At 66.6% G+C, this 12408-nt stretch carries 8 protein-coding genes and 5 pseudogenes; 8 read left to right on the plus strand and 5 right to left on the minus strand.

Translation table 11 applies throughout. The features are described 5' to 3' along the window. Window positions 1-11: 11 nt before the first annotated feature. The 5 genes and pseudogenes from OHB49_RS42965 to OHB49_RS42980 form a co-directional block, all read left to right on the plus strand. Window positions 12-739: pseudogene (locus OHB49_RS42965) on the plus strand (IS256 family transposase); the annotation flags it as partial. Between the two features lie 134 nt (window positions 740-873). Next, window positions 874-2559, plus strand: a complete 1686-nt coding sequence (locus tag OHB49_RS42970; RefSeq protein ID WP_329156951.1) for an IS4 family transposase — start codon at window positions 874-876, stop codon at window positions 2557-2559. Window positions 2560-2572: 13 nt separating this feature from the next. Further along, a pseudogene (locus tag OHB49_RS42975) lies at window positions 2573-2800 on the plus strand (transposase); the annotation flags it as partial. 410 nt (window positions 2801-3210) lie between these two features. Beyond that, window positions 3211-3438 (plus strand): annotated as a pseudogene (locus OHB49_RS46025) (WhiB family transcriptional regulator); the annotation flags it as partial. A gap of 186 nt (window positions 3439-3624) precedes the next feature. Beyond that, the gene (locus OHB49_RS42980) at window positions 3625-3807 is read left to right on the plus strand and encodes a hypothetical protein (RefSeq protein WP_329167009.1); all 183 of its coding nucleotides are present in this window, start codon (window positions 3625-3627) and stop codon (window positions 3805-3807) included. Between the two features lie 597 nt (window positions 3808-4404). Here the strand turns inward: OHB49_RS42980 and OHB49_RS42985 are convergent. Next, window positions 4405-5265: a GGDEF domain-containing protein gene (locus OHB49_RS42985; RefSeq protein ID WP_443079715.1), complete on the minus strand. Its 861-nt coding sequence runs from the start codon at window positions 5263-5265 to the stop codon at window positions 4405-4407. 87 nt (window positions 5266-5352) lie between these two features. Continuing rightward, the gene (locus tag OHB49_RS42990; RefSeq protein ID WP_329167011.1) at window positions 5353-5637 is read right to left on the minus strand and encodes a hypothetical protein; all 285 of its coding nucleotides are present in this window, start codon (window positions 5635-5637) and stop codon (window positions 5353-5355) included. Window positions 5638-6399: 762 nt separating this feature from the next. On the opposite strand from OHB49_RS42990, the gene OHB49_RS46030 reads away from it, so the two are divergent. Continuing rightward, the gene (locus OHB49_RS46030) at window positions 6400-6714 is read left to right on the plus strand and encodes a hypothetical protein (RefSeq protein ID WP_443079740.1); all 315 of its coding nucleotides are present in this window, start codon (window positions 6400-6402) and stop codon (window positions 6712-6714) included. 611 nt (window positions 6715-7325) lie between these two features. On the opposite strand, the gene OHB49_RS42995 is transcribed toward OHB49_RS46030, so the two are convergent. Further along, on the minus strand, window positions 7326-7715 hold the full coding sequence (locus tag OHB49_RS42995) for a hypothetical protein (protein WP_329167013.1): 390 nt from the start codon (window positions 7713-7715) through the stop codon (window positions 7326-7328). Between the two features lie 428 nt (window positions 7716-8143). Then, window positions 8144-8905, minus strand: a pseudogene (locus tag OHB49_RS43000) (transposase family protein); the annotation flags it as partial. 1865 nt (window positions 8906-10770) lie between these two features. On the opposite strand from OHB49_RS43000, the pseudogene OHB49_RS46035 reads away from it, so the two are divergent. Then, window positions 10771-10850: pseudogene (locus OHB49_RS46035) on the plus strand (ABC transporter substrate-binding protein); the annotation flags it as partial. Between the two features lie 53 nt (window positions 10851-10903). Further along, window positions 10904-11896 (plus strand): asparaginase, encoded by a 993-nt coding sequence (locus tag OHB49_RS43010; RefSeq protein WP_329167017.1) that lies wholly within the window; start codon window positions 10904-10906, stop codon window positions 11894-11896. A gap of 9 nt (window positions 11897-11905) precedes the next feature. Here OHB49_RS43010 and OHB49_RS43015 read toward each other — a convergent pair whose 3' ends face one another. After that, a complete protein-coding gene (locus OHB49_RS43015) occupies window positions 11906-12310 on the minus strand; it encodes an AMP-binding protein (protein WP_329167019.1) in 405 nt (134 codons plus the stop codon). Window positions 12311-12408 lie beyond the last annotated feature (98 nt).

Raw genomic sequence — 12408 nt, forward strand, 5'->3', positions numbered from 1 at the left:
AGGATGCACTGATGACCAGCAAGAACGCGCCTGACGTGGAGAGTTCGAAGGTGGTTGCCCGGCAGTCGGCGAGGGTGGTGGATGACCCTCTGAGCGAGGAGTTGGTCAGCCGCGTCCAAGCCGAAGGACTAGCTGGCCGGTGAGGGATGTCTCCTGCTGCAGCTGACGAAACGGCTGCTCGGATCGGCTCTGGAGGGCGAGGTTACCAATCACCTCGGCTATGACCGGCACGATCCGGCGGGCAAGAACGGCGGCAACTCGCGTAACGGATCCCGCTCCAAGACGGTGCTGACCGAGGTGGGGCCGGTGGAGATTTCCGTGCCTCGCGACCGGGACGGATCCTTCGATCCGAAGATCGTCACGAAGCGGCAGCGGCGTCTGACCGGTATCGACGAGATGGCCATCTCGCTCGCGCGAAGGGCCTGACCATAGGTGAGGTCCAGGCCCACCTGGCCGAAGTGTCTGGCACCGACGTCTCCCGCCAGACCATCTCGACCATCACCGACAAGGCCCTGGAGGGCATGGCCGAATGGCAATACCGCCCCCTCGACCCGGTCGTCTTCATCGATGCCATCCGCGTGAAATCACGGATGGTGCCGTCGCCAACCGACCGATCTATGTCGCTCTGGCCGTCACCACAGAGGGTCGCCGGGAAATCCTCGGCCTGGGGGCCGGCGAAGGCGGCGAGGGTGCCAAGCACTGGCTCCACATCCTCACCGAGCTCAAGAACCGCGGCATCGGTGCAATGCCGCGTCGTTAAGCCAGCCCGACGGCCGTCAAGACGGATGTCCCCGCGTGTTGCGCGGACATGGGAACGGGACCTCGGGTAGAGCAGGGGATCGACCAAGATCTACCTGCTGTGAAGAGGTCCCGTTGCCCGACCAGTGTGCCATCGCCACGCCCAAATCCCCTGGCCTCGGGCGCGAGTCCGTCTTCGATCCGGGGCACTTGGGTGAGCTGACCCGATACCTTCCCGTCGAGCTCGTCGACGAGGTCCTGGAGGAAACCCGTACGCTCCAGAGGCGCTTGCGACGGCTTCCCTCCCGGGTCGGGGTGTACTTCGTGCTCGCCCTGGCACTCTTCCCGTCGCTGGGCTATCTACGGGTCTGGGGCAAGCTGACGGCCGGGTTCCGGAAGGGTGGTCCGCATCGGCCCAGCGAGAAGGCCCTTCGTGATCTGCGCCGCCGACTGGGGCCGGCGCCGCTCAAAACCCTGTTCGAGATGGTTGCTGGCCCGATCGCGCAGCCCACGACCGCGGGGGTCCGCTACCGCTCCTGGCGGACCGTCGCCTTCGACGGGTGCAGCGCGGTCAAGGTCCCCGATCACGAGCGGAACCGGGCCTGGCTCGGGAAGGTCCGGACGCGCCTGGGGTGGGCTGGTTACCCCACGCTTCGGCTGATGGCACTGTGCGAGACCGGGACGCGTGGCCTGATCGGTGCGGTGTTCGGCCCAATCAGCCAGTACGAGACCACCTACGCCCGGCAACTGCTGCCTCTGCTGAACAAGACCATGCTCCTGCTGGCCGACCGAGGATTTGACGCCGACGGCTTCCTTACGGAAACCGCCGAAACCGGCGCCCAGTTCGTCATCCGCGTGACGGCCCGCCGTCGTCCGGCCGTCCTCGCCGTTCTCCCCGACGGCTCCTACCTGACCCGGCTCGGCAACCTGAAGATCCGCATCATCGACGCGGAGATCACAATGACCACCAGCAGCGGCGAACGGGTCCATGACCGATACCGGATCGCCACCACTCTCCTGGACCACCACCGCGACCCCGCGAAGACACTGGTCCGCCTCTATCACGAGCGCTGGGAAGTCGAGTCCGCCTTCTACTCCCTGCGCCACACCATGCTGGACGGGACCGTGCTGAGGTCCTCGGACCCATCCGGCCTGCACCAGGAGATGTGGGCCCAGCTGACCGTCTACCAAGTCCTACGGATCGCTATGGTCGACGCCGTGGAGTCACAGCCCGGGACCGATCCGGACCGCGCCAGCTTCACCATCGCGTTGGAGACCGCCCGCGAGCAGATCATCCTCACCGGCGCGCGAGCGGGAGACCTCCGCAGAGCATCTCTCCCCGTGCTGATCGGCGCCATCGGCACTGCTGTTCTGGGTGGCCTCCGTCCCTCACGCCGCCCCCGCACAAGCGCCCGAGCGGTCAAGGCCGCCCGTTCCCGCTACCCCACCCAGCCGACCGAGCCCCGCCCCCGCAGGAGCCGCAACATCACCGGACTGACCGTTCTACTCCGTCCCGCACCAAACACCCCACCGCCGCCCTCACCCGACGATCCACTGGACAGGCGCAAGGCCGTCCGCGGGTTCAGGCCGACCGGAGCGGGCCATCGAAACCGCGTCTTCCATCTCCTGTCCACCGACCCCGAGCGGACCTGGCGCCCCCTGGAGGTCGCCACCATCCTGAAGATCGAAAACGCTCGGAGCTTCGCGACACAGATGAGCCAGTGGGCAGCCGAAGGACTCCTCCACAAGGTCGGATACGGGACCTACACCCTCGCGGAAGCCTGGAAAACAACCACCTTGACGGCCGTCGGGCTGGCTTAACGACGCGGCATTGGGCATCGGTGACGTCCTCATGCTCGTCTGCGACGGACTGAAGGACCTTCCCGACGCCGTTGGGACCGTCTGGCCCGCCACGATCGTCCAGACCTGCGTCGTGCATCTCCTGCGGAACTCCTTCCGCTATGCCGCCGGCCAGGGCTGGGACCAAATCGCGAAAGTCCTCAAGCCCATGTACACGGCGCCGACCGAAGCGGCCGCACTGGACCGGTTCGCCGAGTTCGCCAGGCGGCCACTCCCGCTTCTTTGATCCCAGCTGCAGGCCCTCGCTCCGAGCCCGGTCCACCAGCATCGCGAGCAACTGCTCGCCCGACGTGGCCGCACCCACCGATCAGCCAGAGACTCATACTCGGTCGTCATCTCACTCACTTGGTCTCCGTGATCTACAGATCCGCCGTTGATCGGACACTCCCATCCGGGTGCGGTGCGGACACGACTGAACCGGAAACGTTGCTTTCTCGTTTCTCTCGACAAAGCCGGCTAGCAGTCACGACCTTGAGGGGTGCGCAGATGGGTTACGCGCAGAGAGCGATGTTTCATGGCGTGCGCGCCGACAGAGCAGGTATTCATGCCCCCGCACTCGTCAGGCCGATCGCTCCGCTTCCAGAAGGCTGACCCATGTCCAGCGGAAACCGGATGCTTGTCCCTTCGTTCCTAGCCGGGCTGAACTCACGGGTTCCCTGTGCCGAACAGCCATACCTCTTCCATCCGCCCGACGACGGTTACAGCGACCTGGGCCCTCGTGGACGGCAACGGAACGACGAGGCGATCGCCTTGTGCCACAGATGCGAGGCGATGTCTGCTTGTCGCCAATGGGCCAGGGATCAAGGCGAGTTCGGTATATGGGGAGCCGAGACGGACGCGCAGCGGGACGCCGCAGAGCATCCGTCGAAGGTCCACGGCAGTCAAGTGGGGAACCGATCGGCCGCGCCAGCGAACAAGACTGCGCGGACGGACCAGCACGCGAAGCGGCAGCGGCCGGATTCCGCTCCGGCCACTGCCCCAGCCCCGCTGTGGCCGCCACGTCTCAACCCGACGGAGCGATCGGTATTGCTCGCTTTGTACAAGGGCATCGATGCCGACGATCTTCAGGCAGAGTTGGCGCGCAGCCGGATGGCCGTGATGCGGGCCGTCGCCGGATTGCAGCGGAAGCTGGGAACCGACATGGCTGGCCTAGTGGACGTCGCGCGCGAGGCAGGGCTCCTTCAGGTTCCGCGCAGGCCGGCGGCCTGAGTCACCAGACCGGGCGGTCGGGCCGCCCGCTGCTGTGCAGTCCCCTGGGCATCGGCCTGAGTTCGGAGGGGCGGGTGAGCGCCTCTCGCTCGCTCCCCCGGCTGAGCGGGGCTACACGCTGCCTGGGCTTCTCCCTGCGTGGCGATGTCGGCGTACACACGTGAACGCGCGGCTCAGGCAAGTTGGTGAGATGGTCGAGCCACTCTTGCAGCGGTGAGGCATCGCGGGAATCGAGTATGGCGCCGAACTCGCAGACCAGTTCGTGGGTGCGGTGAAGTTTCGGGCAGTGTCCGTGCAGGCACCGCAGATGTTCCGCCGTCTACGGGCCGTGCCGTACCGGGTTGCTGATGATCCAGCGTGCAGCTTCGCGTGGAGAGCGCGGCTGCTCGCGGGGCTCGTCCAGCGGCAGGCAGCGTCGAAGTGGCGCAAGGGACATATTCACGCACTGGTAGTGGCAGGTAGCCCTTGCCGAGGAGTTCCTCACGGAGGATTTTGGCGATACATTCGCCCTTGTCCCAGCGTTGCTGCAGGTAGTCGAGGTACGGATCCAAGCGTGATCCGTCAGTACATCGAGGGCCAGATGCAGCCTGTCTGGCATCAGGCCGAGACGCAGAGATCCACGGCGCTTCGCTCCTCCGCACCAAGGATGCGTTTCCCTCCCCGGCTGAAGCCGGGGATACCCACGCAAGACAGCGGATGGACAGAGCCTACAACCTGGCCGTAGTCGGCTAAGTTTCGTCGGTAGACGTCGACCGCCTTCTGATGCTCCCCGGACTTGTTGCTCGCTCCCCGGCCGGCGGTGCCGTCGCGGCCGGCTCGACGCCCGTTGATGGAAGGCACGGTGATGTGCCGGACCGTGGCGAGGACCGCGCGGCCGGAATGCTTGCCCTCGTACAGAGAGGCGTCGGCCGCCCGCTGGAGCTGCGACAGGTCGGTGGTGCCGAGCACGTCGGCGGAGGCGGCGCCGACCGACGCGGCGACGTCAACGGCCTGGCCGTTGTCGAGAATGACTGGCTTGCTGAGCATCCGAACGAGATGCGCCAGGCGGAGCTCTCGACGACCGGGACCGATCCGCAGCGTCACGGCGAACTCGTCGCCTCCGAGCCTGCCCACGGCAGCGCGGTTGCCCGCCCAGGCGGTGAGCCGCTGCGCGGTGGCGGCCAGTACGGCGTCCCCGGTGGCGTGGCCGCGACTGTCGTTGATCTCCTTGAAGTGGTCCAGGTCGCAGATGACCACCAGGGCGCTGTCGCTGTCGCTGTAGCGGGTGAGGATTTGCCGGGCCTTGGCGGTGTAGCCGTCGCGTCCGAGCAGTCCCGTCAAGGGATCACGGCGAGCGGCGGCCAGACGGCGGTGCAGTGTAACGGCGTGCACGGTCCAGCCGGTCAAAGGGACCGCGAGTGTGGCAATGAGCAGAGCAGGGTGTCTGGTTCGGGCGCGCAGGTGCAGGGCGGAGTCCATGCTGGGATCTCCTCTCGTCGCGGTTGGGATGGGTGGCCCCGGGGACGGCCGAGTGGTTCTCCGGCCTCTGACGACCGCTCGGGGGATTCAGATCAGGCTGTTGGGGTTGTCCCACTCCTTCGCGGTGGCGTTTTGCCAGTCAAGGACCCAGTCGGGACGCAGGCCGCGTACGGCCCATCCGTCGCCCGGAGCATCCGGTACCGTTGAGCTGGCGGCCATGTGCTGCGCGGCTCGGTCGTAGGCGGCGCGCGCGGCGGTCAGGGCATCTCTGGTCCCAGTAGCCGGTCCGGTGAAGGCGTGCAGGCCATGCCGGGACTGGTTGGTGCAGTGGTACATCGGGACGTCGACCTCGTAGTAGGAGAGTTGAGTCATGACGTCCACCTTCTTTCGGTGTTAACGGTGGTGAGGGGCCATCACGACCGTCGCGGCCCCCAGGGGTGCGAGGCCGGAGCGGCACGGATCGTCCGTAATGCGCAACACAGGACTAGCGTCGGCTACGGGCGCTGGCGGGCCATGTAGGTGTGACCCATGGCCTCCGCGACGTAGCGGGCATCAGGCACCCGGCGCGGTGGTGGTGGGTGGTCAGCGTGCGCGGTGCCCGGTCGGCCTGGCTGGTCCTTGGCAGCAGAGGCGGCCGAGGGCCAGGCAGAGCGAAGGGTCAGGCAGCGCGGTCGGCTGGGCGCAGCCCCGGCCGATTATTTCTATGCGTTCGACGAGAGGCTTGGTGAGGTGAATGGAGGGGTGTACATGAACTGAAGATGGCTTGACATCGTCGTTAACTTCAACGAAAGAAGGCGGGTGCGGGTTCAGTCCGCGTCGGGCGATGGGGCAGGCTGCGGTCCAGGGAGACCCCCGATCATCCCTGGAGGGCGAGGAATCCACCCCTTCAGGCTCCGTTGGGAGCGATCGGGTCGTTCGTCGGTCGAGGGAGGGCCGGGGGTATCGCCGGAGTCGCGGGCCGATCGTGGGGTGCCGGCGCTGACCGCGCTGGTGGTTCGGGCTCATTCCCGAAGGGACGCTGGCGGTCCGTATTCGTGAGGCGCTGGGGCTGTTGTTCGAGGACGGGTCCTTCGCTGTGGCGTTCTGCAGGCGGGACGGACTGCGGTCTCGCCCGGGGCGTTGGCCCTGGTGTCGGTGCTGCAATACGCCGAGGGGCTCACCGGCCGGCAGCCCACTGACCAGGTGCGCGCGAATCGACTGGAAGTTCCTCCTCGGCTTGGAACTGGCGAATCAGGGTTCGACTTCTCCGTCCTGAGTGACTTCCACGCCCGGCTGATCGAGCACGGGCCGAAGAGCACGTCCTGGACCTGGTTCTGGCCAGGTGCTCCGAACTCAGGCTGCTGCGTGCAGGCGGTCAGCAGCGCACCGACTCCCCCCACGCGCGCTTCGTCGCCGCGATGGTCAGTCCAACTCACGGTCGGCACCATCAGCTTGACGGATGCTCAGTGAACCATTGCAAGTCTAAACACGTAGGTGCAGTTACCGGACCAGCAGGCGCACAGCCATCCGCTGCCGAACTCTCCGCACCAGGGCAGGCGCACCAAGTCGCCGCCCCATCGCCTTGGTACCGCCCCTAGAGGAGGGCCTCGTGTCGCTGCTAAGCGCACCCCTCACTTGGTCGCAGTCCCCACCGAAAGCCCTGCATAAGCGCGTGCAATTGATCAATACAGCGATCGATACGCGCCAGTACATGCTCGCGGCAAGACAGGCCGATCGGCTCGTCTGGCGCATCACAGCTGAGCATGACATCAATCCCGAGTACGTACTGTGCCTACGACAACTAGGTGCCTACGCTCGCTTCCTGGACGGCCACTACGGGTGCGCGGCGCGTGACAGCCTCGAAGTTGCCCGTGCCTGGGCGCTCAAAGGCGACTACACGCAGGCCACCGACGATCTAGTCCGTGCTGCGTCGGCCTGGCTCCACATGCCGGACTCCGAAGACACCAGGCAGCTTGGCTATGTCCTACTTGCAGCGTGGGATCGGACGCCCTCGCCCACCCGGGCCCCTGGACTCATGCGCCGTCGCTACAGAGCACAGATCGAACACCGCATATCCGCCCTTACTCACCGGCTTCAGCAGCTTCCGCGGAGGGGTTGTGAGCTGGTGTCGATTTAGTGAGTGGAGCGAGAAGCCTCGCCTCAGCCGATCTTGGAACATGAAGATCGAACAGGGTTCCTGGTCGGGTGATCTTCCGGCTGAAGTTCCCTACCCTCCGAATAGCGCATGCCAACGGCATACCGCAAGCATCACAAGCCGTCACCACCCGACGACAACCCAAAATCCTCCACAGGTGCGGCGCTACTTCGTTGAAGCCGATCAGGGCGCGACCGGCATTGTCCTGGGCATGGTGGGTGAGTTTGTCGTGGTGGAGCGAGACGCGATAGGCGCCGACCTTGATGCCGGTGGCGGCCTGGGCCGCCCACGCGTCGACGAGGAGCCGGGTGGTCATGGTCTCAGCGTGGCTGAGGGGAGGCTGCCTCCTGCGCAGTAGGCGACTCCGCCTCTGAAGGGCAATTTCAGGGGCAGAGTCGCCTCGGGCCGCCGCTCGCTCACGGCCCGTGGCCTCGACGGGACGGGCGAGGCCACTTACAGTTCGCCCTCAAAAGCGGGGAGTGGGCGAACTGGTTCAGGCAGTGGCCAGGGAGAATCAGCCACCTTTTCCTGTCACCCCCACGGTAGACAGGAGCCTTCACCGCCTACAACGGCTACTGTCTGCGCGCGGTTCACCTTGCTTTCGAAGGTCACATGCCCGCGAGCAGGAGCGGAACCGTCTCCAGGCGCTGAAGGAGAATGTGTAGTGCGGGCCCTGCTCCTAAAGCGTGTTTCATAAGGGTGTGGGTAGGCAGGTTGAGCTGGGGTTCGGGGCCCTGCCGGTCGTGCTGCGAGGGCGAGGTTGTGCATGCGGGCGACGGCCTGGACAGCATGGTGAGTCTCCGCGCTGCCGGCAGTCGCGGAGGATCTTGTTGTTCTTCATGCGGGCGAAGGCGTGCTCGACTCGGGCGCGGACCGTGCGCTGCTCGGCGTTGTCCGCTTCCTCCCCCGCGAGGAGGGGACGTCCTGGGCGTTTGCGGTGCGGGACGACAAGCCCGGTATTGATGTAGGCGCCGTCGCCCAGCACGGTCACGTCCTGGCAGTGTTCGGCCAGGCCGGATTCTCTCCATACCCGAGCGTCTGCCCGGTTGCCGGGCGCGGGACGAGCGGTGGCGATGACCAGTTTCGTGACCGCGTCGATGATGACCTGCACATTCACCGAGAACCGTCGGTCGCGGCTGGAGGCACCGACCTGCCGGTCACGCACCGGGATTAGTGTCCCGTCCACGAATCCAAAACCGGTCCGTAGCATCGGCCGGGAGTCGGACCAGTTCGGGCCTGCACAGGACCGAGTCGCCGGATCACCCGGCACACGGTCGCCGGCGAGATCCCGAACAGCGGCACGAGCTGCCGCATGGTGAGGCTCGTGCGGTAGAAGACAGCCACCAGCAGCACCCGGTCCGCCAGCAGCAGGCACCACGGACGACCGATCCGCGGACCATCACCACCTCGTTCCCGGACAGCTTTCAGCAGCCCGTCGAACTGCCGCATCCGCAGACCGGTGAACGTCTCGACCCATAACAGCTCAGCACTCAACACCGCACCCATGCGAGGGAAATGCCCGGCTCAAAAGCCTTCTGCAACACGCTTTAGGGGGTGGAAGGGCAGGGCCCGCGTGGCGCGTGGTGTGTTCCGGGGCACGCGCTGCTCAATGCGCCTGGAGCGTGTGGGAGCATGCATCGCTTCCCTTGTCGGCTCATGCCGCCGAATCGTACGCCGAGATGACAAGGGCGGCAGGTTACTGCGTGCTCATTCGCTCGTGATGTGGTCGCTGATGGGCTGCTGCTGACATACTGTGGGGTTCTCGCCGTTCTGCGCTAACTGAGTGTTATACGCGTCTTGAAGTCGGCTGAACCTTTCAAGGAGACGCGTGGCGGACGCGCAGGTGGCGTCGGCCTGGCAGGCCGTGCACGTGGTGCTGTGGACAGCGTGCTCGCGGGCGGCGGCCATGTAGCGCTCATACAAGACGTTCATCGTGATCATGGTGCCCTGCGCGCGGGTTACTGTCGAAGCCGGACGACGGCCTATCCGGAGCGCTGCGCGGCACAGTCGTTTGGAGAGTGCGGCAAGCCGCTCCTCACCCAACCGGTCGCACCAGCTCTTCTGGCTGCTCAAAAAGGCGTCCAACCTCACGGCATTGCCGTCCGGGAGCTCTGCAACATGCTGCCTTCCGACCATGTACTTCTTTGCGCTATGCGCGACGCAAGGGCTGCTGCGCCCCGATGGAAGGCATCTGTACCGCGCACTCCGCCCCGTTGTGTCCCTGTCCTCACACTGGCTCGCGCCGAAGTCCTCTGGGGCCGTGCACCGGGTTTCCCGCCGAGTTGATCCAGTCGTCGTTGCTGTTCGGCGTCGAGTAGTGCCCAGCCACACCTTCTTCGCGGACCAGCGTGCACAGGGCCGTAGGCCATCTGGGCCTCCGCCGACGAGCGGTCAGGTCGCAGTGCCTGTACGGTCGGTGTGGGTGCTTCCTGACAGGACGTGGCGCTCGGTTTGGCCCTGCGGTACTTCGCACGTGCGCAGGGCCAGCCATTCTTGCGCGGTCATGGTCCCCTTGGCCAACTCAAACGGGTCGGCCAGCTGGTTGACGTCGACGGTCCCGTTCCGTCAGGCCATCTCGAGGTTTCTCCGTCGCCGTTCATCGGTATCCACGGCACACTCCCCTGCTTGAGGTGCGATCTTGTTCCTGGCCCGTGTCCGCTCGGATCCGTGCGGAGTTTGTACGGGCAAGAGCTGCCGTTCGACCAGATTTTTCACGGCATGCGCTGTTTCCGTTCCTGCCGGTTCCGGGATGCAATCGGTGCTGATCGTCCAGTCGCTGTCGGCTTCCGGGCTGACGTTCTGGGGCTCGGCGATGGTGATTGACGTTAACTCGCGGCCTCTGCTGGATTGGCCCACCGTCGGCCACGTGTGCACGAGCTGGTCACCGACGCCTTGGCCGCAGCCGTCCGGGCCCGCGGCGGCACAGGACCGTTCGGGGAGTGCCGGTGAGCCAGGACTCACTCCTGCTCACTGCACAGGAACGCTACACATGCGGCGAACGTTTGAGCTCCAGGGGAGTCCGCCACGGCGAGCCGGATGCGGGTCAGCCCGGCGGCCGATTGTGTCGAGCCGCCGGGCTGATGGGTGCCGGTGTCCGGGGAAAGACTGTTCCGGCATCTACTCAACGGCGGTGCGGACACGCAGGTTCACTCCAGAGGACCGGAGTTTCGCCATCGGCTGACTCTCGGCTCAACTCACCGGGATCTTCCCGAGTTTGGGCCATGATCGGCCTTAACAAGACTGGCCCGATCGTTGTGTTGACGAGCTGCCTGATGCCATCGGCCCTGTGCCGGATCGGTGCCGCACGGCTGGAGATCTGGTTGCGTAACCGCAGGGTCGCCGGTGCCGACCGGCTCACCGAGATGGCGGTTCAGGCCACTGACGATTGCAGTGCCGAGATCGCCGTGGGTACCGTGATGGGGAAGCACAAGTAGACGACCTGCTCGCCTGAAGCGATCCTTCCGGGCGGGGCGGGTCATTCGCCCCGCCCGGAAGGCCGCCCCCATGACCTCCACACCTCTCATATCCCCGGCGTCCTCCGCGATGCCCGCCGGCCCCGCTCTACCCGTTCTGGCCGAGGTCGTACGGTCAGGCTTCGTGGAGGGCCACCACCGGGGCTCCCTGGTCGTGCTGGCGGCGGACGGCAGTGTGGAGCGGACCTTCGGAGACCCGGACGCGCCGGTCTTCCCCCGCTCCTCCAACAAGCCGATGCAGGCCGCCGCCGTGCTGCGGGCCGGGCTCGACCTCTCCGGGGAACGGCTGGCGCTGGCCGCCGCGAGCCACTCGGGCGAGGTGTTCCACCTCGACCTCGTACGCAAGATGCTCGCCGACCACGGACTGACGCCCGAGGATCTGCAGACCCCGCCCGATCTGCCGCTGGACCCGACCGAGGCGGAGACGTATCTCGCCGCAGGCCAGGTCCGTGAGCGGATCACCATGAACTGCTCCGGCAAGCACGCCGCCATGCTCGCGGTGTGCGCCCTCAACGGCTGGGACCGGGCGACCTATCTGGACCCGGCGCACCCGCTCCAGCAGCTGGTCCACCAGGTGGTCGAGGAGGCGGCGGGCGAACCCGTCGCGGCGGTCGGTACGGACGGCTGCGGGGCGCCGCTGATGGCGATCAGCCTGGTGGGTCTGGCGCGGGCGTTCCGCTCGTTCGTGCGGGCGGAGGAGGGCACCGCCGAGCGCCGGGTGGCGGACGCGATGCGCGCCCACCCCGAGTACGTCGCGGGTACCCGGCGCCCCGACACCTGGCTGATGCGCGAGGTGCCGGGCACGCTCTCCAAGATGGGCGCCGAGGCGGTCCAGGCGGTGGCGCTGCCGGACGGCCGGGCGCTGGCATTCAAGATCACCGACGGCGGGGGCCGGGCACTCGGCCCGGTGCTCGCCAGGGCGCTGGAGCTGCTCGGCGTCGACGCACCGGTGGTGGGCCGGATCGGACGGGCGCCGCTGCTGGGCGGCAGCGCGGAGGTGGGCGAGATCCGGGCGGCATTCTGACGGGATTGGTCAGGAGGCACGAATGTGCTCGGGCGGCAGCGGCTGGGTGCAGTCGAGCAGACGTCCCGTGAAGTCAGCCAGGTTCCGCGCGGGCGGTCCTGTCACACACACTGTCTCTACAGACGCGTCCGCCAGCATGGTCTGTACACGACCTGCGGGGTAGGTCGTGTACAGGGGCAGGAGGGCCGCACCAGCCTTGAGGATTCCCAGCAGGGCGGCCAGCCAGTCCGGGTGGGGCTGGTCGCACAGGCCCACGACGGTCTCTGGTCCAGCACCCCGTTGGGCGAGATGTTCGGCGATCGCGTCGGAGCGCCGGTCCAACTCGAGATAGCTGAGCACGTCGTCGTTGAGGATCATCGCTGGGGCATCTGGTGTGGTGAGGGTGTGCCGGCAGATCCGTTCTAGGAGTGGCATGCCGTCCTCTACGCGATCACCGTTGTCCCGGCGGAGGAGCAAGTCCCCCTCGTGTGCGTCGCACAGGTGCAAGTCTTCAACTGGCAGCGACGGATCGT

This window comes from Streptomyces sp. NBC_01717, from assembly GCF_036248255.1.
In the GTDB taxonomy this organism is placed as follows: domain Bacteria; phylum Actinomycetota; class Actinomycetes; order Streptomycetales; family Streptomycetaceae; genus Streptomyces.